The 23,040-nt window shown below is 69.8% G+C and carries 15 protein-coding genes and 1 tRNA gene; 13 read left to right on the top strand and 3 right to left on the bottom strand.

The window, feature by feature from the left end; translation table 11 throughout:
• Positions 1-9 precede the first annotated feature (9 nt).
• Genes VFW71_15395 through VFW71_15385 form a run of 3 tightly spaced genes read right to left on the bottom strand, consistent with a single transcriptional unit; the run spans position 10 to position 3,204 of the window.
• Entirely contained in the window at positions 10-1,335 is a 1,326-nt protein-coding gene (locus VFW71_15395; protein ID HEU5004146.1) for a hemolysin family protein, read from the bottom strand.
• On the bottom strand, positions 1,332-2,267 hold the full coding sequence (locus tag VFW71_15390) for a hypothetical protein (protein ID HEU5004145.1): 936 nt from the start codon (positions 2,265-2,267) through the stop codon (positions 1,332-1,334). The genes VFW71_15395 and VFW71_15390 overlap by 4 nt, the downstream gene beginning before the upstream one ends.
• A 58-nt stretch (positions 2,268-2,325) precedes the next feature.
• Positions 2,326-3,204 carry a hypothetical protein gene (locus tag VFW71_15385; protein ID HEU5004144.1) on the bottom strand — a complete coding sequence of 293 codons (879 nt, stop codon included), beginning with the start codon at positions 3,202-3,204 and terminating at the stop codon, positions 2,326-2,328.
• A 119-nt stretch (positions 3,205-3,323) separates the two neighbouring features.
• On the opposite strand from VFW71_15385, the gene VFW71_15380 reads away from it, so the two are divergent.
• From VFW71_15380 to VFW71_15320, 13 genes are all read left to right on the top strand, one after another.
• Complete coding sequence (locus VFW71_15380) at positions 3,324-4,655, top strand: glycine--tRNA ligase (GenBank protein HEU5004143.1); 1,332 nt, start codon at positions 3,324-3,326, stop codon at positions 4,653-4,655.
• Entirely contained in the window at positions 4,652-4,918 is a 267-nt protein-coding gene (locus tag VFW71_15375) for a DUF1416 domain-containing protein (GenBank protein HEU5004142.1), read from the top strand. The genes VFW71_15380 and VFW71_15375 overlap by 4 nt, the downstream gene beginning before the upstream one ends.
• Before the next feature lie 31 nt (positions 4,919-4,949).
• On the top strand, positions 4,950-7,706 hold the full coding sequence (ppdK, locus tag VFW71_15370; protein HEU5004141.1) for a pyruvate, phosphate dikinase: 2,757 nt from the start codon (positions 4,950-4,952) through the stop codon (positions 7,704-7,706).
• Between the two features lie 7 nt (positions 7,707-7,713).
• Positions 7,714-8,352, top strand: coding sequence for a hypothetical protein (locus VFW71_15365; GenBank protein HEU5004140.1), 639 nt, complete (start codon positions 7,714-7,716; stop codon positions 8,350-8,352).
• A 132-nt stretch (positions 8,353-8,484) separates the two neighbouring features.
• Positions 8,485-8,736, top strand: coding sequence for a hypothetical protein (locus VFW71_15360; GenBank protein HEU5004139.1), 252 nt, complete (start codon positions 8,485-8,487; stop codon positions 8,734-8,736).
• 52 nt (positions 8,737-8,788) lie between these two features.
• Positions 8,789-9,868 (top strand): deoxyguanosinetriphosphate triphosphohydrolase, encoded by a 1,080-nt coding sequence (locus VFW71_15355; GenBank protein HEU5004138.1) that lies wholly within the window; start codon positions 8,789-8,791, stop codon positions 9,866-9,868.
• Positions 9,869-9,983: 115 nt separating this feature from the next.
• Complete coding sequence (gene dnaG, locus VFW71_15350) at positions 9,984-11,741, top strand: DNA primase (protein HEU5004137.1); 1,758 nt, start codon at positions 9,984-9,986, stop codon at positions 11,739-11,741.
• Positions 11,731-12,978, top strand: a complete 1,248-nt coding sequence (rpoD, locus tag VFW71_15345) for an RNA polymerase sigma factor RpoD (GenBank protein HEU5004136.1) — start codon at positions 11,731-11,733, stop codon at positions 12,976-12,978. The genes dnaG and rpoD overlap by 11 nt, the downstream gene beginning before the upstream one ends.
• 385 nt (positions 12,979-13,363) lie before the next feature.
• Positions 13,364-13,435 (top strand) — tRNA-Asn (locus tag VFW71_15340).
• Positions 13,436-13,472: 37 nt separating this feature from the next.
• Positions 13,473-13,928 (top strand): plastocyanin/azurin family copper-binding protein, encoded by a 456-nt coding sequence (locus VFW71_15335; GenBank protein ID HEU5004135.1) that lies wholly within the window; start codon positions 13,473-13,475, stop codon positions 13,926-13,928.
• Between the two features lie 217 nt (positions 13,929-14,145).
• The gene (locus VFW71_15330; GenBank protein HEU5004134.1) at positions 14,146-20,337 is read left to right on the top strand and encodes a hypothetical protein; all 6,192 of its coding nucleotides are present in this window, start codon (positions 14,146-14,148) and stop codon (positions 20,335-20,337) included.
• Between the two features lie 161 nt (positions 20,338-20,498).
• The gene (locus tag VFW71_15325; GenBank protein HEU5004133.1) at positions 20,499-22,316 is read left to right on the top strand and encodes a phosphoenolpyruvate carboxykinase (GTP); all 1,818 of its coding nucleotides are present in this window, start codon (positions 20,499-20,501) and stop codon (positions 22,314-22,316) included.
• A gap of 85 nt (positions 22,317-22,401) precedes the next feature.
• Complete coding sequence (locus tag VFW71_15320) at positions 22,402-22,887, top strand: hypothetical protein (protein HEU5004132.1); 486 nt, start codon at positions 22,402-22,404, stop codon at positions 22,885-22,887.
• Positions 22,888-23,040 lie beyond the last annotated feature (153 nt).

The following is a 23,040-nucleotide window of genomic DNA, read 5'->3' as shown; positions in this document are numbered from 1 at the left end:
CCTTCCCGCCTACGGCGTGGCTGCCTCCGCAGGCGGCTCGGCTGGTTGGGCCGGCGGCTTCACGTCCACCGACAGGATGCGCCGCCGACCGAGGTTCGCCACCCGCAGCTTCCACCCGCCGACGTCCACCTCGTCGCCCCGCCGGGCGAGGCGCCCCAGCTGCTCGATGACGAAGCCCGCCACCGTCTCGTAGTCGCCCTCGGGCAGGACCAGGCCCGTCAGGTCCTCCAGCTCGTCCGGGCGCAGCGTGCCCGGCACCCGGTAGCCGCCCTCCACCCGCCGGGGACCGGCGGGCTCCCGGCGGTCGGACTCGTCCTGGATCTCGCCGACCAGCTCCTCGAGGATGTCCTCCAAGGTGATGATGCCGGCGGTCGCTCCGAACTCGTCCAGCACGATCGCCAGATGCGCCCGCTGGCGCTGCATCAGCACCAGCAGCTCGTCGAGCGGCAGGGAGTCGGGGACCAGCACGGGCGGGCGCATCGCCTCGCCCGCCGTGGCGCTCGGGCGCCGCCGGGCCAGGCGCAGCATGTCCTTCAGGTGGACCCACCCGACGTACTCGTCCGGGCGTTCCCGCCAGACCGGGAACCGGGAGAAGCCGGTGCGCTCCACCCGCTCCAGGATGCTCTCCAGCCGGGCCGAGAAGGGAACCGCCTCGACGGAGACCCGGGGCACCATCGCCTCGACGGCACGCCGCTCGGGGAACTCGAGGGTGCGGGTGAGCAGCTCGCTCTGGCTCGGCTCGATCGACCCGCCCCGGCGGGACTCCTCGACGATGAGGGCCAGCTCGCCGGGGGTGTGGGCGCTCGACACTGCGCCCGGGTTCACCCCGAGCAGGCGCAGCACGGGAGAGGCGCTCGCCTGGATCAGCCAGATCAGCGGCCGGAAACAGGCGGTGAACGCCCGCAGCGGGGTGGCCACGGCGAGGGCGACGCGCTCCGCCTTGGTCAGGGCGAGGTTCTTGGGCACCATCTCGCCCACGACGACATCGAACAGGGTGATGGCCACGAAGGCGATGATCGCCGCCACGGCGTGCGAGCCGGCCGAGCGCACGGCGTGCGGCAGGTGGGCGAAGACCCGTTCGAGGGCATCGGCCAGCGCCGGCTCGCCCAGGGCGCCCATGCCGAGGGCGGTGAGGGTCACGCCCAGCTGGGTGCCCGACAGCATGCGCCCCAGATGCCCGGTGGCCTTCTGGGCGCTGGCCGCCCGCCGGTTGCCGTGTGCCACCAGCTCTTTCAGCCGTGTGCGCCGCACGGTCACCAGGCCGAACTCCGCCCCGACGAAGAAGGCGTTGATCAAGGTGAGGACGACGATGCTGGCGATCTTCCAGAGGTTCATGGCGCTCCCGCCACCACCGAGATCGGCACCGGGAGGGGGCCGGTGGTGAGCACGGCGGCGAACTCCTGCGCCTGGGCCTGGGTGAAGGCGCCCTCGATGACGGTTGCCGCCGCCGTGATGCCCACGCCGCAGCGCACGTCGCCACTGACCGAGGGCGCCGACGCCACCTGAGCATCCAGTACCAGGGCCATCTGCCGGCCGGAACCGGTGGCGCACGCCAGCTGCCCGGTGAAATGGGTCCACACCGCTGCTGCCTCCGGGGCGAAGCCGACCTGGACCACCCACCCCTGCCCCCCCGGCGAGACCGCGGCCGCCGATTGGACGGCGGTGCCGGTGAGGACGGCGGGGCCCAGGGAGAAGGTCTCGGTGGCGGCCGGGCCCAGGCCCCCCAGCACCACCGGCTGCGCCGGATCATCGACCGCGGTCGGCGTCGCCGTGCCCGTCTGCGAGACCCCGAGCACCGGCCGCACCTCGAAGGTCCCGGGGTCCTGCACCAGGTTCAGCAGCTGCTGGGCGTTGCTCGAGGGTGGCAGGGTGACCAGGACCCCGGTGCCCTGGCGGGTCACCGACACCCCCGGGATCCCCACGAGCCGGGCCGAGAGCACGCTGGCCACCTGCTGGATGACGGTGGCCGTCGTCCCGGCGGGCACGCTCACCTGGAGGCGGACGGCGGGCGACGTCGGCCCTCCGGACGCGGTGGCCGTGACCGCCGGGTGGGTGTTCAGGGGCGTCGACACCCCGTTGGTGTTCCGGGACTTGTTCCCGCCCCCCAGAATCACCCCCGCCGCCACCAGGGCGATGACCACCACGAGCCCGGCACCCACCACCCAGCGGCGCCGCGGCCGATGATCCTCGTCACCGGGGGCGTCGGGCTCCGGATCCCCGGTGGCCGGCGGATCGGTCACCGGCGGCTGCTCGTCGTGGTCGTCCATGCTCCGAGGAGTGTGCCCGCAGACCAGGGTTGTTGCAACGCCAGCCCGCCTCAGGCGTTCACGGGCCCCCGGGGATTGCCGGCGGGGGTCGCTGCTTCATGACCCCAACCCCAAGGCGGACGGGGAGCTGACCACTGGTGAGCACGGTCGCCAGCTGCTGGGCCTGCGCCTGGGTGAAGTCACCGTTGATTTCGGTAGTGCCGCCCGGGATGCCGACTCCGCAGGTGACGACGCTGTTCACGGTCGGGGCGTCTGACACCTGGCCGTCCATCACGATGGCCAGTTGCCGCTGGGCGCCGGAGGCGCACGCCAACTGGCCGGTGAAATGAGTCCAAACCGGCCCAGCCTGCCTCGTGAAGGTGACGACGATGGACCACGCGCCATCACTCGGGTTGACCACAAGGTCGGTGTTCTGAACCGCGGTGCTGGTCAAGATCGCCGGCCCAAGGGAAAAGGTCTCCCCGTCTGCCTCAGCGAGCACTGCCGGCTGCGCCGGATCGTCGATGAAAGTGGGTGTAACCGTCGACGTGGGGATCCCGAGGACCGGCCGGATCTCGAATATGCCCGGGTCCAGAACCAGGTTCACCAGGCCTTGCGGATCGATCGTCTCAGGTACGTGCACAAAAACTCGGCTTCCCTGGCGGGCGATCGTGGCCCCTTTCACCCCGTGCAGGCGGGCAGAGAGCACGTCCGCCACCCGCTGGACCACGCTGGCCGTCGTTCCGGGAGGCACGTAGACCTCCAGCCCGTTGCCCACGAACCCGGGCGGATCCGAAGCCGTGGCTGTGGGAACTCCACTTGCTGGCGGCACGGCGGTGACTCTCTGCGAGCCACCGCTCCGCGCCAGTAGGCCGACTCCCACTGCCGAAGCGGCCAGCGCCACGACGAGCACGAGCACCAGGCGGCGGGTTTTTCTCTGGGCGTCAGGCTCGTCCATCGTGCGAGTGTGCCCGCCCACTCCCGGCGATGCAACGCCAGCAAGCCCCAGGCACGGGAGGGCCCCATGGCATGATGGGCGCCACTATGCCCAGCTCTTCCGGCGCTCCGCCGGCTCCGCTGTCTTCCAAAGGCCCCTCCCTCGACACCATCGTCAACCTCGCCAAGCGCCGGGGCATCGCCTTCCAGTCCTCCGAGATCTACGGCGGGCTGCGCTCCACCTGGGACTACGGACCCCTGGGCGTCGAGATGAAGGACAACGTCAAGCGGGCGTGGTGGAAGGCGATGGTCCAGGAGCGCGACGACGTCGTGGGCCTGGACGCCTCCATCCTCATGCACCCCCGGGTCTGGGAGGCGTCGGGGCACGTGGAGAGCTTCACCGACCCCCTCGTCGAGTGCCTGAACTGCCACCACCGCTTCCGCGCCGACCACCTCGCCGACCCGCCCGTGTGCCCGGACTGCGGCAACAAGGCCTTCACCGACCCGCGCAACTTCAACCTGATGTTCAAGACCTACGCCGGCCCGGTCGAGGACGCCGGGGCGCTCGTGTGGCTGCGGCCCGAGACCGCCCAGGGCATCTTCGTGGACTTCATGCAGGTCCAGGCGGTCTCCCGCAAGAAGCTGCCCTTCGGCATCGCCCAGCGGGGCAAGAGCTTCCGCAACGAGATCACGCCCGGCAACTTCATCTTCCGCACCCGGGAGTTCGAGCAGATGGAGCTGGAGTACTTCGTGAAGCCGGGCACCGACGAGGAACGCCACCAGTACTGGATCGACCAGCGCTTCGCCTGGTACCTGCGCCTCGGCATCCGGCCCGAGAAGCTGCGCCTGCGCGAGCACGGCGCCGACGAGCTGTCGCACTACTCCAAGCGCACCGTGGACATCGAGTACCAGTTCCCCTGGGGCTGGGCGGAGCTGGAGGGCATCGCCAACCGGGGCAACTTCGACCTCACCCAGCACGCCAAGTTCTCCGGGGCAGACCTCTCCTACTTCGACGCCGAGACCCAGGAGCGCTACGTGCCCTACGTCATCGAGCCGTCCGCCGGTGCCGACCGGGGCCTGCTGGCCTTCCTGGTGGATGCCTACCGGGAAGAACCGGTGACGTCGGCGGCCGGTAAAATCGAGACCCGCACCGTTCTCGCCCTGCACCCCGACCTGGCGGCGTACAAGGCGGCGGTGCTGCCGCTGTCCCGCCACGAGACCTTGGTGCCCAAGGCGAGGGAGGTCGCGGCGGTGCTGCGGCGGCGCTACATGATCGACTACGACGACGCCGGGTCGATCGGGAAGCGCTACCGCAGGCAGGACGAGATCGGGACGCCGTACGCCGTGACCGTGGACTTCGACTCCCTGGAGGACGAGGCGGTCACCGTGCGGAGCAGGGACACGATGACGCAGGACCGCATTCCTATCGCTGGGCTGGTGCGCTACCTCGACGAAAGGCTGGTGGGCACATGAGCATTGTCGCCACGGTCGTACGCGGCACGGTCACGAAGGACGGCACGCCGACCGAGGGGGCCTACGTCCGGGTACTGGGGCCGTCGGGTGAGTTCGTCAACGAACGGCGCACCGGCCCCGACGGCGGCTTCACCCTGCACCTGACGCAGGCGACCTGGACGTTCATCGCCTTCGCCCCCGGCACGAACCGCATCGAACAGGCGGTGACCATCGAGGGCGGTCCCGAGGCCGCCATCACCCTTGACCTGTCCACTACGCAATGAATCGCGTACATGAATTAGGAGGACCTTGATCATGCCCACCGCTGGCACCTCCCCCAGCCCGAGGACTGAACCCGGCACCACGCGAAACAAGAACCACCGCTACGTCTTCGACTTCGAGGAAGGCACCAAGGACCAGAAGGACCTGCTGGGCGGCAAGGGCGCCGGCCTGGCCGAGATGACGAACCTCGGCCTGCCCGTCCCCCCCGGCTTCACCATCTCGACGGTCGCCTGCAACGACTACATGGACCTCGGCGCCCTGCCCGAGTCCCTGATGCCCGAGGTGACCCGCCACCTGCGCCGCCTCGAGAAGAAGATGGGCCGCCGCTTCGGCGCCGCCACCAACCCGCTGCTGGTCTCGGTGCGCTCGGGGGCCAAGTTCTCGATGCCCGGGATGATGGACACCGTCCTCAACCTGGGGCTGAACGACACCACTGCCGCCGGGCTCGGCGCCCAGTACGGCGACCAACGCTTCGCCGCTGACGCCTACCGCCGCTTCGTGCAGATGTTCGGCAAGATCGTCATGGGGGTGCCCGGCGAGCGCTTCGAGGAGGAGATCGCCGAGGTCAAGCACACCAAGGGCTACCGCGCCGACACCGACCTCACCCTCGAGGACCTCACCGGGCTCGTGGCCCGCTTCAAGGCGATCGCCGCCGCCGGGGCGGGCACCGCCTTCCCCGACGACCCCATGGCCCAGCTGGAGATGGCCATCCGGGCGGTCTTCGCCTCGTGGAACGGCGAGCGGGCGCGCATCTACCGCCGGCGCAACAAGATCTCGGACCACCTGGGCACCGCGGTCAACGTCGTGTCGATGGTCTTCGGCAACGTCGGCGAAGGGTCCGGGACCGGCGTGGCCTTCACCCGGGACGCCTCGACGGGCGAGAACAAACACCTGGCCGAGTACCTGCCCCAGGCCCAGGGTGAGGACGTCGTCTCCGGCGCCCGCACCCCCCTCAGCCTCGACGAGCTGAAGCGCAGCAACAAGGCCGCCTACACCGGACTGTTGCAGGTCATGGCCACCCTGGAGGGCCACTACCGGGATATGTGCGACATCGAGTTCACCGTCGAGCAGGGCCGGCTGTGGATCCTGCAGACCCGCATCGGCAAGCGGACCGCCGCCGCGGCCGTGAAGATCGCCGTGGACATGGTGAAGGAGAAGCTGATCACCAAGGAGCAGGCGGTGCTCCGGGTGGACCCGGGCTCCCTCGACCAGATGCTGCACCCGCAGTGGGACCCGGCCGCCGAGATCCACGTCATCGCCCAGGGCCTGAACGCCTCGCCCGGCGCCGCCTCGGGCAAGGCGGTGTTCGACGCCGCCACCGCCATGGCGTGGGCCGACAAGGGCGAGAAGGTGATCCTGGTCCGGCCCATGACCGAGCCCGACGACGTCGGCGGCATGTACGCCTCGCAGGGAATCCTCACGTCCCGGGGCGGCAAGACCTCGCACGCCGCCGTGGTGGCCCGGGGTGCGGGCACGCCGTGCGTGTGCGGCGCCGAGTCGCTCTCCATCGACGTCATCGCCCGGCGCTTCACCGTGGACGACACCGTGGTCTCCGAGGGCGACACCATCGCCATCGACGGCAGCACCGGCCGGGTGGCCATCGGGGCGGTGCCCCTGGTGCCCGCCGCGCTCTCCGCCGACCTGGAGAAGGTCCTGCGCTGGGCGGACGGCGTGCGCCGCCTCAAGGTCCGGGCCAACGCCGACAACCCCGAGGACGCCGCCAAGGCCCGCTCCTTCGGGGCGCAGGGCATCGGCCTGGCCCGCACCGAGCACATGTTCCTGGGGGACCGGCTCCCCGCCGTCCGCCGGGTGATCCTGGCGGTGGACGCCGACGAGGAGCGCGCCGCCCTGGGCGAGCTGCTGCCGCTGCAGCGGGAGGACTTCCTCGGCATCTACGAGGCGATGAGCGGCCTACCGGTCACCATCCGCCTGCTGGACCCGCCGCTGCACGAGTTCCTGCCCTCGTCCAAGGAGCTGGAGCTGCACATCAAGGAGTTGGAGCACGAGCTGCGGAGCGCCAAGAGCGACGACCGGGTGCGCCTCAAGACCGAGATCGCCGAGGTGGTCGAGCTGCTGGGCAGCGTCGAGCACCTGGAGGAGTCGAACCCGATGCTGGGCATGCGGGGCGTGCGCCTAGGCGTCATGCGCCCGGGCCTGTTCGCCATGCAGGTGCGGGCGATCATGGAGGCCGCCTGCATCGCTCAGGACCGCGGGCTGAAGCCGGTGATCGAGATCATGATCCCGTTGGTGGCGCTCCCCGAGGAGCTGCAGATGGCACGGGCCGAGGCCGAGGCGGTGATCGCCGAGGTGATGCACGGCCGGCGGCGCAGGATCGACGTCCTGATCGGCACCATGATCGAGCTACCCCGGGCCGCCTTGGTGGCGGGGGAGATCGCTGCCAGCGCCGACTTCTTCTCCTTCGGCACCAACGACCTCACCCAGACCACCTACGGCTTCTCCCGGGACGACGTCGAGGCCAAGTTCCTGGCCCAGTACCTGGACAAGGGGCTGCTGAAGGCGAACCCGTTCGACTCGCTCGACCGAGCTGGCGTCGGCCGCCTCATGCGCCTGGCGGTGGCCGAGGGCCGGGAGGCCCGGCCGGGCCTGAAGGTCGGCATCTGCGGCGAGCACGGCGGGGACCCCGCCTCGGTGGAGTTCTGCCACCAGGCGGGCATGGACTACGTGTCCTGCTCGCCCTTCCGGGTCCCGGTCGCCCGCCTGGCGGCCGCCCACGCCGCCCTGCACGAGGCGGGGGCGCACGGGGATGCTCGGGGGTCGGACACCCGCTGAGCACCGGATGGCCCTGACCGATCGCATCCCCGATCCCGGGCCCGACGGCCCGGGAGGCCCGGGTTGGCCGGGTGGTCTCGACGTCGCCCTGGGGCGGCCGGTCGAGATCGCCTGGGTGATGGCCGGGGCGGGCCGGGCGCTGGCCACCCTGCTGGGCCTCCTCGAGCCGCCGCTGGTGGCGCTCAGCGAGCTGCAGACCGCCGTGCTGCGGGTGCCCTGGCTGGGCCGCATCCGCAACGCCGAGACCCCGGCCTTCGCCGTGGGCCTGGTGGGGATCGACGAGGAGGCCTGCCACATCTTCCTGATGGAGGAGCGGGAGCCGGTGCCGGGGGAGTTCGGCGCCTACCGGGTGCCGCACCTGGACGAGGTGGGCTACCGGCCGGGGATGCACGCCATCGTGCGGTCGGCCGGATCGCCCGTGGGCCATGCGGTGGCGGCGGCCACGGCGGTCGCCGTCGCCCGGGAGAGCGGCGGGGCAGTCATCGACCGGGCGCAGGAGTGGCTGGCGGTGGACCCGGCCACCGGGTCGGCCACCCACAGCCCCGACGAGGTCATCCAGGCCCTGACCGCCGACCGGCGCTACGCCAGCTCGACGGATGGTGCCCAGGCGCTCTGGGCGCGGCGGCCGCCGATAGGACGGAGGTAACTTCGCCTTCGACCCCGAATTTTTGCGAGAGTTGGTCCCACAAAATACCCAACGTATTTCGGTCAAATACAGGAGCAATGAGCTGCCATCGTCGCCGCCAACCCCGCCGGCGCCCAGAGCACGCATGCCGAGGTGCGGGAGCTGGCGAACGAGGAGTCCCGCCAGTCCTACCTGGCGGGGCGGCTGCCCACCCTGGCGACCGGGCGGGGGGTGGCGGGCAACTACGCCGTCGGCACCGAGTTCGTCAAGGCCTCGCCCGCCGACCATCTGAACCATGACTCAACCGACCTCCTGTCAAACCGGAACGTCACCCCGGAGATGGCCCGGCCCGCCTCCGGCCAGGACCTGATCGAGCGCAAGCTGTCGGTGAGCGAAGGGGCCTGAGTCCTGAGGTGCCGGGCAGGGACTGTCGTACTCCGCTGTTAGCCTGAACCCCGTGGTGGACACCCAAAAACTGAGCTGCGTCCGGGAGGAGATCGAGGGGCGCGAGCGCGCCACCCTCGCCCCGGGCGCCACCCTGGCCGCCGAGACCCGGGGCCGGGTGCTGCCTGAGCCCGAGCACCCCCTCCGCACCGCCTACCAGCGGGACCGGGACCGGATCCTGCATGCCAAGGCGTTTCGCCGCCTCGCCTACAAGACCCAGGTCTTCTTGGCCCCCGAGGGCGATCACGTCCGCATGCGCCTCACCCACACTTTGGAGGTGACCCAGATCGCCCGCACCATCGCCCGGGCGCTCCGGTTCAACGAGGACCTGGTCGAGGCCATCTGCCTCGGCCACGACCTGGGCCACACCCCGTTCGGGCACTTGGGCGAGGACGTCCTCTCGGACTTCCTCGGCCACCCGTTCCGCCACAACGAGCAGTCCCTGCGCATCGTCGACGTGCTGGAGACCCGGGATGCCCGCCGGGGGCTCAACCTGACCTGGGAGGTGCGCGACGGCATCGTCAACCACACCTGGTCGATGCCCACCCCCGCCACCCCCGAGGCCCAGATCGCCCGCTACGCCGACCGGATCGCCTACGTCAGCCACGACATCGACGACGCCGTGCGGGCGGGGATCCTCGCCCCGGGCGACCTGCCCGAGGTCACCCGGCGAGTCCTGGGGGAGACCCCATCGGACCGCATCGACGCCATGGTGGGGGCGGTGGTCGATGCCAGCTCGGGGGTCGGTGCCGACAACGCCGGAGAAGACGCAAACAATGAAGACGCAAACAATAAAGGGGCAGCCACGAGCGAGGTCACCATGCGGCCCGACGAGTTGGCCGCCATGCTCGAGACCCGCAAGTTTCTCTTCCGCCAGGTCTACCAGCGGCCGTCGATCATGGCCGAGGTGGGTGAGGCCCGGGGGGTGCTCAGGGCCATCTGCGACTGGTACCGGGCGCATCCCGACGCCCTGCCGGCGGACGCCCCGGAGGGCACCCCCCCGGACGTCCGGGTGGTGGACCACGTCGCCGGCATGACCGACCGCTACGCCCTGCGGGAGTTCGACCGGATCGCCGGTCTCGTGGGGGATTAGTGCGCTGTCTGCCGGTTAAGGGGGGAACATTCTGGGGAAAGTTTTCCGTCAAAACGACGGCAAAGTTTCCCCAGAACCCAAACCCGGCCCGCCCCCGCCCCGCCCCCGCCCGCTGATGCCCGGGCGCTACCTGCAGGAGGACGTCAACGAGGTCCGTGAGCGGGCCGACCTCGTCGAGGTGATCTCCGGCTACACCCAGCTGCGCAAGGCAGGCGCCATCTTCAAGGGGCTCTGCCCGTTCCACCAGGAGAAGAGCCCCTCGTTCACCGTGGACCCGGCCAAACGGCTCTACCACTGTTTCGGCTGCCACGCCGGGGGCGACGTGTTCACCTTCCTCCGGGACATTGAGGGCCTGCCCTTCCCCGAGGCCGCCGAGCGCCTCGCCGGCCGGGTGGGGATCACCCTCCGGGCGGAACCGGGCACCGGCGCGGGCCAACGAGCCCCCGAGGGGGGCCGCCGGCGGCTCATGGAGGCCACCAAAGCCGCCCAGGAGTACTTCGCCGGCCTCCTGCTCCAGAGCCCGGAGGCCGCCGCCGCCCGGCGCTACGTCGAGGGTCGGGGCTTCACCTCGGAGGACGCCAAGGCCTGGGGCCTGGGCTATGCCCCGGCGGGCCGGGACACGCTCTACCGTCACCTGCTGGCCGCCAAGTTCTCGCCCCAGCAGATCGTCGATGCCGGCCTGGCCCTGGTCACCGAGCAGGGCGAGCACCGGGACCGCTTCCGGGGCCGCCTCACCTTCCCCATTGCCGACCTGGCGGGCGACGTGGTGGGCTTCGGCGCCCGGGCGCTGGGCGACGAGCCCCCGAAGTACCTGAACTCCCCGGAGACGTCCCTCTACCATAAGTCCAAGCTCCTCTACGGGCTGGACCGGGCCAAGCGGGAGATCGTGCGCGAAGGCCAGGCGGTGGTCTGCGAGGGCTACACCGATGTGATGGGCCTGCACCACGCCGGGGTGCGCACGGCGGTGGCCACGTGCGGCACCGCGCTGGGCGAGGACCACTTCGCCACCCTCAAGCGCTTCTGCGACCGGGTCGTGCTGGCCTTCGACGCCGACGCGGCGGGCTCGTTCGCCTCCGAGCGGGGCTTCGGCATCGACGAGAAGGTGGGCCTCCAGGTGCTGGTCGCCCTCCTGCCCGCGGGCAAGGATCCGGCCGACCTGGCGCTGCAGGACGGCGCCGAGGCGGTCGCTGCCACCCTGGGCGCCGCCGTGCCGCTCCTGGCCTTCATGCTGGAGACTGAGCTCGCCCGCCAGCGCACCGACACCCCGGAGGCCAAGGCCCGCGCCCTGAAGGCGCTGGCGGCGATGATCGCCCGGGAGCCCAACCGTATCGTGCGGGGCGAGTACGCCTTCTGGATGGCCAGGGCCCTGGCCGTCGACGCCCGCCAGGTGCAGCAGGAGATCTCCGAGCTGGCCCGCCCGCCCGGCCGCGACGCCGGCGGCCCGCGGGTGTCCCCCCGGCGCTCGGGCCAGCTGCGCCTGGAGCGGGAGGCCCTCGCCCTCCTGCTGGACAGCCCGGGCACGCTGCACCGGGTCCGGGAGTGGCTGACCGAGGAGCACTTCACCACCCCCGAGCACCGGGTGGTGCTCCAGGCGCTGCTGGCGACTTCGGGCACCGGGGCGTCGGCGCTGGACGCCCTTCCGGACGACGCCTCCCGCCGCCTGGCCGCCGAACTGGCCCTGACCACCGTCACCACCGAGGCCGTCGATGAGGTCTTTTTAAGACTGGCGGAGACCCTGCTCGAGCGGCAGATCGCTGCTTTGCAGGCTACACTCGGGCGGCTCGATCCCAACGCAGACCCCGACAACTACGACGCCACGTACCGCGAGCTATTGCGTTTAGAAGAACAACGGAGGCGCTTCGATGACCGATGAGGGCGTGGCTGTGGCACCGGGAGCCGAGAAGGACGGCCATCTCGATGAGATCCGTGAGCTGGTCGCCCGCGGCAAGGAGAAGGGCTGGCTGACCGCCGACGAGATCGCCGACTCCCTGGGCGTCCTGGACCTCTCCGCCGAGCAGGTGGACGGGGTGTACTCGGTGATCGCCGAGGAGGGCATCGAGGTCGTGGACCGCGAGCCGGGCGGCGAGTCGGACGACGTCGAGGACTTCCGCCGGGACCCCGAGCTCCTCAAGGCTCCGACGAATGACCCGGTGCGGATGTACCTCAAGGAGATCGGCAAGGTCCCGCTGCTCACCGCCGAGCAGGAGGTCGACCTGGCGATGCGCATCGAAGCCGGCCTCTTCGCCGAGGAGATGCTGGAGGACACCAAGCACTTCAACCCGGAGCGGGCCCGGGAGCTGGCCATCCGCTCCAACCTCGAGGTGCAGTCCACCAAGCTCAGCAACGACAAAGCCCGGGAGATCTGCCGGCGGATCGTGCGGGACGGGCTCCTCGCCAAACGAAAGCTGGTCGAGGCCAACCTCCGCCTGGTGGTGTCGATCGCCAAGCGCTACGTCGGCCGGGGGATGCTCTTCCTCGACCTGATCCAGGAGGGCAACCTCGGGCTCATCCGGGCGGTCGAGAAGTTCGATTACAAGAAGGGGTACAAGTTCTCGACCTACGCCACGTGGTGGATCCGCCAGGCCATCACCCGGGCCATCGCCGACCAGGCCCGCACCATCCGGATCCCGGTCCACATGGTGGAGACCATCAACAAGCTGGTCCGGGTCCAGCGCCAACTCCTGCAGGACCTCGGCCGGGAGCCCCTCGCCGAGGAGATGGCCGAGCAGATGGAGATGACCCCGGACAAGGTCCGGGAGATCCTCAAGGTCTCGCAGGAGCCCGTGTCACTGGAGACGCCGATCGGTGAGGAGGAGGACTCCCATCTCGGCGACTTCATCGAAGATTCCGACGCCGTCGTCCCTCTGGATGCGGCGTCCTTTATTTTGTTGCAGGAGCAGCTCGAGTCGGTCCTGCACACGCTCTCCGACCGGGAGAAGAAGGTCATCCAGCTGCGCTTCGGCCTGCACGACGGGATGCCCCGTACCCTGGAGGAGGTGGGCCGCGAGTTCGGCGTCACCCGGGAGCGCATCCGCCAGATCGAGTCCAAGACGCTGTCCAAGCTCCGCCACCCCTCCCGCTCCCAGAAGCTGCGGGACTTCCTCGAGTGAGCTCCCCGGGATTCCGGGAGCACCTCCAGGGATTTATTTCCAATCTGCACCAGCCGGGGATGCCCCGCGGCGAATACCTGAGCAAACTGGTCCGGAACCGGTGGCGCGCCCGGATCATCGCCAATCGGTGCTGCGGCCACCCGGGCGAGCCCGGCTGTTGAGAGGGCCACCCCCTCGGGCACCGGTCGGCGTCCCACGATCATCCGCACCCTCACTAAGCCTGATCCTGGGAAGACCTGGGAATGTAAGAATCTGGCACCACGGGACCGGGCCATAGCTACTGTCATATTATGGAAGTGATAGAAGGCGGGCTAGTGGAGGGCCTGACCCACCTCTCCGGTCCCGGGGGCCGATGCTATGCTCGTTTGAGCCCTTCGGGGCTCGTTCGGGGGTGGCGCAACGGCAGCGCGGCTGACTGTTAATCAGTAGGTTGCGGGTTCGAATCCCGCCCCCCGAGCCGGTAACGCCGAAACAACGCGCGTCTAGGGGGCCGGGTGCGGGCTACACGGGGTGCGCTGGGGGCTGTGGCCGTCGTCGTGATGATGGCGAGCGCCTGCTCGTCGGGGCCCCCCAAGGCCGGCACCTCGGCGACCTCCGGGACCAGGGTGCTCGCCGGCGCCCCCCCCACCGCCAGCGCCCGGCCGGGCCATTCCACCGCTCCGGTGCTGAACCAGCGCATCAACGTCGCCGACTTCGCCTTCTCGCCCACCCGGCTCACCATCCGGTCCAACACCACGGTGATCTGGTACCAGGAGGGGCCGTCGCAGCACACGGTCACCTCGGGGAGCGACAACACCGCCACCGGCGCGGTCAAAGCGGACGGGAAGTTCACTTCCGGGACCCTCAAGGTGGGGTCGAACTTCTCCCGGACCTTCACCCAGCCCGGCACCTACACCTACTACTGCTCCATACATCCCAAGCAGATGAGCGCCCTCATCATCGTTGAGTGACGTCGAGAAGGTGTGACTTGAGTCTTTTCCCGCGCCTGCGCTCACCCAGAGTGGTGATCCGGTCACAGAATTCCTTATGAAGATTCTTTCATTGGGCTTAAGTCCCCTCGTTTTCCCGACGAGACCACTGCTAGGCAATTTTGCTCAGCCGACGCGGACTAGTCCGTCTCCGGCTGGGCGACCGGCATCGACGCGGTATTAGGGGGAGTCCGTGAACATGTACGAAGACGAGCAGGTGCCCTCAGTCGACGCCCAGGCCGGTGTTCGGATCAACCGGCGGCGGGCGTACCGGCTCAAGGTTTACAAGTCGCGTATGGTCCGGATCGTCATCATCGGGCTGCTGGCCGCCCTCCTGCCGTCGGCCTTCTCCGCGCCCTCCAACTTCCTCGAACTCGACGGCAACATCATCAAGGACGGCAGTGGGGTCTATGACTGGGCAAACAGCGGCCCCCTGAACGTTACGGGCACCACCGTGACGACGGGCACCGTCATCAGCCGGAGCGGCTCGGGAGGCATCTTCGATGGCGGCACCTACCAGGGCACCACCACCCCCCCACTGCCGCCCCACCTGACGCCGGCCGCCGCCAGTGACCCCTCCATTCCCAACGCCATTTTCATCCCGGACCCCCTGAGCACTGACAACACCACCTGTTCGACCAAGGCCGCCGACCCGACCACCTTTACGGGCAGCAACAAGAATGCCGATCCGATCAGCTCGATGACCTGGGGGGCCGGCCAAGTCCCCGCCAAGAGCGAGCTGAGCGACGTCTACGCCGTCTCCCACGTCTCGCAGACGGTGAACGAGATCTTCTTCGGCGCCGAGCGGGTGGTGAACAACGGCGACAGCCACGTGGACTTCGAGTTCCTGCAGTCGCCCATCTCGACGAATGCCGACTCCAACGGGTGTGCCCCGGCGGGGGGCGGCACCTTTAGCGGCCACCGCACCGAGGGCGACCTCCTGGTGGCGGTGGACTTCGGCAACGGGGGCGCGCTGGGCACCGTGAATATCTTCCGCTGGCAGTGCGGCACCGCCGCCGGCCCGGACGGGGTCATCTGCGACCCCAGCGTCAGCACCACCGCCAACTACGTGTTGGCTTCCACCAGCGCGGTCAGCGTGCAGGTCAACTCGGGCGGCCCCATCGAATGTGGTGGCTGGGCCTGCCGGGACGTCAACGGGAACTTCACCGCCACCCTGGATACCAACGAGTTCCTGGAGGGCGGCATCGACCTCGCCGCCGCCGGGTTCGCCACCGGGTGCTTCAGCACCTTCCTGCCGCACACCCGCACCTCCACCAGCTTCAGCTCGAGCCTGGAGGACTTCGCCGGCCCGATCAGCTTCAGCAACTGCAAGACCCCCACGGTCGCCACCACGCTTTCCAGCGGCTCCCAGTCCGGGACCCACCTGACGGTCTCGGCCGGGGCCTCGGTCAGCGACACCGCGGTCCTCACCAAGACGGCCGGCACCCCGGCGGGCTCGGTCACCTACACCGTGTTCTCCAACAGCGCCTGCACCCCGGCCAGCGCCATCGCCACCCAGACCGTCACGCTGAACGGCGACGGCAGCGTGCCCTCGACCTCGAACATCGCCTTCCCCGATGCCGGCACCTTCTATTGGCAGGCCGCCTACAGCGGGGACGGCGCCACAGGTGGCAAGAATCTCCCAGCCGTGAGTCCGTGCACCGCTGAGGTCCTCACGGTGAACGCCGCCCACATCACGCTTACCAAGACGGCCGACGCCACGCCGGTCGACGACGGCATGCCCATCGGCTTCACCGTCACCGCCACCAACACCGGGGCGGGCGACGCCACCGGCGTCACGGTCAACGACCCGCTGCCCGCCGCCGGCGGGGTCAACTGGGTGATCGACCCGCCCAACGCGGCGTGCACCATCACCGGTGCGGTCGGCAGCCAGGTCCTGCACTGTAGCTTCGGGACCCTGGCGTCGGGCGCCTCGGCCAGCGTCCACATCCTCTCGTCGACCGACGCCAGCACCGGCACCAGCCACCTGGTGAACGTCGCCTCGGTGACCACCACCAATGACGGCAGCGCCTCGGCGACTGCCACGGTGGACACCCGGGCGGCCCACATCACCCTGGCCAAGACCGCCGACGCCGACCCGGTGAACGACGGCATGCCCATCGGCTTCACCGTCACCGCCACCAACACCGGGGCGGCCGCCGCCACCGCGGTGACGGTCAACGACCCGCTGCCCGCCGCCCCCGGCGTGAGCTGGGTCATCGACGCCGCCAACTCGACACCGGGTTGCACCATCAACGGCACGGCCCCCAGCCAGACCTTGGTGTGCAACTTCGGCACGCTCGGGTCGGGGGCGTCCGCCCACGTCCACATCACGTCCGCCACCGACGGCACCACCGGCACACAGACGCTGGTGAATGTCGCTTCGGTGACCACCACCAACGACGGGAGCGACACCGCCACCGCCACGGTGCACACCCTCGCCGCCCAGATCGGCATCACCAAGACCGCCGACGCCTCGCCGGTGGCCGACGGCAGCCCCATCGGGTTCACCATCCAGGTGGGCAACTCGGGCGCCGCCCCGGCCACCACCGTCACCGTGAACGACCCGCTGCCGGGAGCACCGGGGGTCAGCTGGAGCATCGACGTCCCCAACTCCGCCCCGGGCTGCACCATCAACGGGAGTGCGCCCGCCCAGACCCTGGTCTGCAGCCTCGGCACCATCGCCTCGGGGGCCAGCGTCTCGATCCACATCACCTCGCCCACCACGGGGGCCACCGGCACCCGGACGCTGACCAACACCGCCACCGCCGCCACCGGCAATGACGGCAGCGGGCAGTCCACCGCCACCGTGAGCACGCTGGCCGCCGCCGTCGGGGTGGTCAAGACGGCCGATCAGGCCGTGGTCTCGGCGGGCGACCCCATCGGCTTCACCATCACCGCCACCAACACCGGCGCCGCCCAAGCAACCACCGTCACCGTCACCGACACGCTGACCACGCCGGCCGGGGTGATCTGGACCGCCACGCCGTCGCAGGGGTCCTGCACCATCGTCGCCGGCCTGCTCACCTGCACCCTGGGCACGCTGGCGGCCAACGGCGGCACGGCCACCATCCACCTGACGTCCCCGACGAACGCCGCTTCGTGCACCACGATCGACAACACGGCGTTCATCACGTCGGGCAATGACGGCTCGGGCAGCTCGCAGGCGGCGTCCATCACCATCCAGTGTCCGGACGTGGGGGTCACCAAGACCGCGGTCACCGCCACGATCAATGCCGGCGACACCGCCGCCTTCACCATTGTCGTGTTCAACAACGGCCCGGGGTCGGCGGCGGGTGTGACGGCCACCGATACCCTGCCCCCCGGCCTGAGCTGGACCATCACCACCCAGCCCGCCGGCACCCCGTGCGCCATCACCGCCGGTGTCCTCAACTGCACCTTCGGTACCCTGGCGGCCGGCACCTCCGTGACCGTCACCGTCGCCGCGCTGACCTCGGCAGCCAATTGCGGTTCCCTGGTGAACACCGCCCGGGTGCACGCCACCAACGAGCCCAACACGGACGCGGCCGAGCGCAACGACGTGTCGTCGGCGATCGTGACGGTCAACTGCGCCTCCATCGGCATCACCAAGACCGCCGACTCCACGCCGGTGTCCGCCGGCGACCCGATCGGGTTCACCCTCGATGTGGTCAACTCGGGCTCGGGCATTGCGCATGGCGTCCTGGTCACCGACACCCTGGAGACGCCCGCCGGCATCTCCTGGTCGGTGGCCCCGAGCCAGGGCTCGTGCGGCCTCGTCAACGGCGCCTTCCTGTCCTGCGAGATCGGTGACCTGGCCGCCAACGGCGGATCGGCCACCATCCACCTGACCTCGCCCACCACGAAGGTCAGCTGCGGGACCCTCAACAACACGGCCTTCGTCACCACGACCAATGACGGTTCCGGCAACTCGTCGGCCTCCATCGACGTCCTGTGCCCGGATGTGGGAGTCACCAAGACCGCGGTCACCGGCACGATCAATGCCGGTGACACCGCCGCCTTCCAGATCCAGATCACCAACGCCGGCCCGGGAGACGCCTCCGGCCTGGCCCTCAACGACCCGCTGCCGGGCAACCTCGCGTGGCAGATTCAGTTCCAATCCCCCGTGCCGGCATGCTCGATCCAGGGCGGCTCGCTGACATGTGCCTTTGGTACCTTCGGGCCGAACGTCACCTTCACGGTCATCGTGTCTGCACCGACCACCAAGACCGACTGCGGCCCGCTGGTCAACAACGTCACCGTCACAGCGACCAACCAGACCACGCAGCCCACCTCGGGCGCCACCATCCAGGTCAACTGCGCCAACGTCAACGTCCTGAAGACGGCCGACCAGCACCTGGTGTCCGCCGGTGACCCGATCGGGTTCACCATCACGGCAACCAACACCGGGGCCGGGGCGGCCCACGGTGTCGTCGTGACCGACACGCTGGTGTCCCCGGCCGGAGTCTCCTGGACGGCGACCACCTCGCAGGGCTCATGCACCTTCAACTCCGGCACTGCGTTGCTGACCTGCACGATCGGTGACCTGGCGCCGGGTGGCACGGCGGTCATCCACCTGACCTCGCGCACCGCCCCGGGGACGTGCACCACCATCACCAACGAGGCCTTCATCAGCTCGTCCAACGACGGGTCCGGCAACTCGACGGATTCCCTCGAGATCCTGTGCCCGGATGTGACGGTCACCAAGACCGCCGTGTCGGCCACAGTGAACGCCGGCGGCACCGCGGCCTTCAACATCGTGGTCGCCAATGGCGGGCCCGGCACCGCCCACGGGGTCACCCTGACCGACGTGCTCCCGGGCGGGATCACCTGGACGGTCACCTCGCAGCCGGCCGGCAACCCGTGCACCATCACGGGCAGCCTGACCCAGACACTCAGCTGCTCCTTCGGCGACGTGGCTTCGGGGGCCAGCCTCACCGTGGTGGTCTCGGGCACCACCGCGGCCGCCAACTGCGGGATGTTGGTCAACACCGTCACGGTGGGCGCTCTCAACCAGGCCGGCGACCCCACCTCGCAGGCGGTCATCACCGTCGTCTGCCCGTCGAACCCCCCGGAGATCCACGTCCACAAGAAGGCGGACGACAACCCGGAGAGCGCCGGTGAGCAGATCGGCTTCACCATCGAGGTGTCGAACTCGGGGGGCACCACGGCCACGGACGTCGTGCTGACCGACCACCTGCCCACCGCACCCGGCATCCACTGGACCATCGACGGCTCGGTGCCCGGCTGCTCGATCTCGGGCAACACCCTCACCTGCACCCGGGCCGCCCTGGCAGCCGGTGGCCACTTCACGGTCCACGTCGTCTCCGACACCAGCTACCTGGCGTTCTGCGACACGCTGCACAACACCGCCCGGGTGACCTCGGAGAACGGCGGATCGGACGAGTCCTCGGCCGACATCCACATCAAGTGCGCCCACATCACGGTGACCAAGAAGGCCGACGACAACCCTGAGAGCCGGGGTGAGCAGATCGGCTTCACCATCGTCGTCAAGAACACCGGGGAGGACGGCCTGCTCAACCCCAGGCTGAGCGACGACCTGCCCACCGGCACCGGCATCCACTGGAGCATCGCCAACCCGGTGGCCGGGTGCTCCATCGCCGATGACACGCTCACCTGCGCCCAGCCCTGGCTGGACCCGGACGGCGGCAGCTTCACCGTCCACGTCATCAGCCCGACCACCTACCAGACCGAGTGCACCACCCTGCACAACACCGCCAAGGTCACCAGCACCAACGGCGGCTCGGACCAGGACTCGGCCGAGATCCACATCAAGTGCGCCGCCCTGTCGGTTGAAAAGCACGCCGACAACAAGTCGGTGACCGAGGGCAACCAGATCGGCTTCACCATCACGGTGAAGAACACCGGTGACGACGGCATGCTGAACCCGAAGCTGGTGGACCCGCTGCCTGACGGCGACGGCATCTCGTGGACCATCGCCAACCCGGTGGCCGGGTGCTCCATCACCGGTGACACGCTCACCTGCACCCAGTCCTGGCTGGACCCGGACGGCGGCAGCTTCACCGTCCACGTCGTGAGCGACACCGGCCCGTCCAGCTGCGGCACCTACGACAACCACGCCACGGCCTCGAGCACCAACACGGGTGACGCCCAGGACTCGGCGGAGCTCGAGGTCACCGGGTGCCCGACGGTCCAGGGCAACAGCACGGTCCAGACGAACGGCAACCCGGGCAGCGACGTGCTCGGCGAGCAGTTCAACCGGCAACCAAGCCCGAGCACCATTGACCAGGTCGTGCCGGCTGTCACCCACGCGCTGCTGCCCTTCACCGGCTTCAATGCCGTCGCCACCAGCCTGCTGGCCCTGATGCTGCTGGCCACCGGCAGCGTGCTCGTCCTGATCAGCCGCAAGCGCAACCCGAAGGGTGAGTAGCCCGGGCTGCGAGTAAGTCGGCCATACGTCCGCCGGCATCGAGCGCTTTCCGTCCGGACCCCGACCACCGGGGCCCGGACGGGTCGCGTTCTAGGGTTGTACTATTCGCTGCGCTCCCCCGAAGCGACCCCACACCCGCGCTGAGACAAGGACAAGCGACCGTGACCGACACCTCTACGTCCCTGACCGCCAACCAGACCCTCCTCGCCTGGGTGGAGGAGGTCGCCGCCCTGACCACGCCCGCCGCGGTGCACTGGTGCGACGGCTCGGCCGAGGAGTACGACCGCCTGTGCGGGCTGCTGGTCGAGGCCGGCACTTTCACCCGCCTCGACGAGGCCAAACGGCCCAACAGCTACTGGGCCGCCTCCGATCCGGGCGACGTCGCCCGGGTGGAAGACCGCACCTTCATCTGCTCGGCGGACCCCGGTGACGCCGGCCCCACCAACAACTGGCGGGACCCGGCGGAGATGCGGGAGCTGCTGAAGGGGCTGTTCACCGGGTCGATGCTGGGCCGGACGATGTACGTGGTGCCGTTCTCGATGGGGCCGCTCGGCTCCCGGATCGCCCACATCGGCGTGGAGATCACCGACTCGCCCTACGTCGCGGTCAGCATGCGGATCATGACCCGGATGGGGGCCAAGGCCCTCGACGTCCTCGGCCCCGACGGGGAGTTCGTGCCCTGCCTGCACTCGGTGGGGGCGCCCCTGGAGCCCGGGCAGGCCGACGTGTCGTGGCCGTGTGACGCCGAGAACAAGTACATCGTGCACTTCCCGGCCACCAAGGAGATCTGGTCCTACGGTTCGGGCTACGGCGGCAACGCCCTGCTGGGCAAGAAGTGCTTCGCCCTGCGCATCGCCTCGGTGATGGCGCGAGAGGACGGGTGGCTGGCCGAGCACATGCTCATCGTCAAGCTGACCTCGCCCGACGGTGTCGTGTCGTATGTGACCGGTGCTTTCCCCTCCGCGTGCGGCAAGACCAATCTCGCCATGCTGGTGCCCACCCTGCCGGGCTGGAAGGTGGAGTGCCTGGGCGACGACATCTGCTGGATGAAGTTCGGCGCCGACGGTCGGCTCTACGCCATCAACCCCGAGGCCGGGTTCTTCGGTGTGGCCCCGGGCACCTCGGATGCCACCAACTACAACGCCATGCGCGCCTTCGAGACCAACAGCCTGTTCACCAACACCGCGCTCACCGCCGACGGCGACGTGTGGTGGGAGGGCATGGGCACCGACGCCCCCGACGGGCTCACCTCGTGGAAGCGCAAGCCGTGGTCGCCCGGCGACGGCTCGGGCACCGCCGCCCACCCCAACGCCCGCTTCACGGCGCCCGCCGCCCAGTGCCCGGTGATCGCCCCGGAATGGGAGGACCCCGCCGGCGTGCCCATCTCGGCCATCCTGTTTGGCGGCCGGCGGGCCGGTGTCGTGCCCCTGGTGACCGAGGCGTTCGACTGGCAGCACGGCGTGTTCCTGGGCTCGATCATGGCCTCGGAGACCACCGCCGCCCAGGCGGGGGCCGTAGGCCAGGTGCGCCGGGACCCCTTCGCCATGCTGCCGTTCTGCGGCTACAACATGGCCGACTACCTCGCCCACTGGCTGGCGGTCGGCGCCAAGGCCGACCCCGAGAAGCTACCGAAGGCCTACTTCGTCAACTGGTTCCGCAAGGGGCCGGACGGCAAGTTCCTCTGGCCGGGCTACGGCGAGAACAGCCGGGTGCTGGCGTGGATCTGCGAGCGGATCGCCGGGGGGGCCGAGGTGGTCTCCACCCCGATCGGCAATGTCCCGGCGCCCGGGTCGCTTAACGCCGAGGGACTCGCGCTGTCCCCCGAGGACCTGGCCACGCTGACCTCGGTGAGCGGCGACGACTGGCGGGGCGAGCTGGACTCCATCAAGGCGCACTACGAGAAGCTGGGCGACCGGCTGCCCGCAGTGCTGTGGGACGAGCTGGCCGCCCTGGAGGAGCGCCTGGCGCCCCAGTCTTAGTGCGCCATTAGCGCAGCCGATGAATTATCCTTGTCACTGTCACTGACGGCAGCGCACAGACCGCCGAGCACGGAAGGACGGGCACGTGAGCGAGACCTACACCGCGGTATACGCACGAGAGGGCGACCAGTGGGTCGCCGAGATCACGGGCCAGCCGGGCGTGGGCGGCCGGGGTGCCTCCCTGGGGGAGGTCCGCGAGCAGATCCGCCAGGCGCTGTCGACCACGCTGTCGGTCCCGGCCGACGGGCTGCACATCGTGGACACCATCCTGCCTCCCACCCAGTTCCGGGCGATGCAGACCGAGGTCCACGCCACCCGGACGGATGCGGACAAGGCCAAGATGATGGGCAACATGACGGACCAGAAGACCGCCACGGAGTGGGCCAACGAGCTGGGCCTGGCGGACCGGGAACCGGGTGCCATCAAGTGGCTCAAGGAATTCGGCGACGTCGAGCTGGGCATTGACCAGCTCTGCCACACCATCACCCTGGCCGAGGAGATCGCCCGCTGGGGTGAGGTGGACTTGGGCGACGACGCCGCCACGGCCTCCGGGCCGATCCAAGCCCAGTAGCTCCCCCAGCCGGCCCCTCGCCAGCCCTACAGAAGCTCGCCAGCTCGACCGGCGAGCCGGTCTGGCTCGTCTCGGGATGCCACGCGGTCAAAGCACTGCTGGCCGATCCCCGGCTGAGCCGCACCCACCCCGACCCTGCACACCCGGCCCGCC

The organism is Actinomycetota bacterium, from assembly GCA_035765775.1.
Taxonomy (GTDB): domain Bacteria; phylum Actinomycetota; class CADDZG01; order JAHWKV01; family JAOPZY01; genus DASTWV01.
The sequence above is the reverse complement of the archived record's forward strand: the minus strand, read 5'-3'. Positions and strand labels throughout refer to the sequence as shown.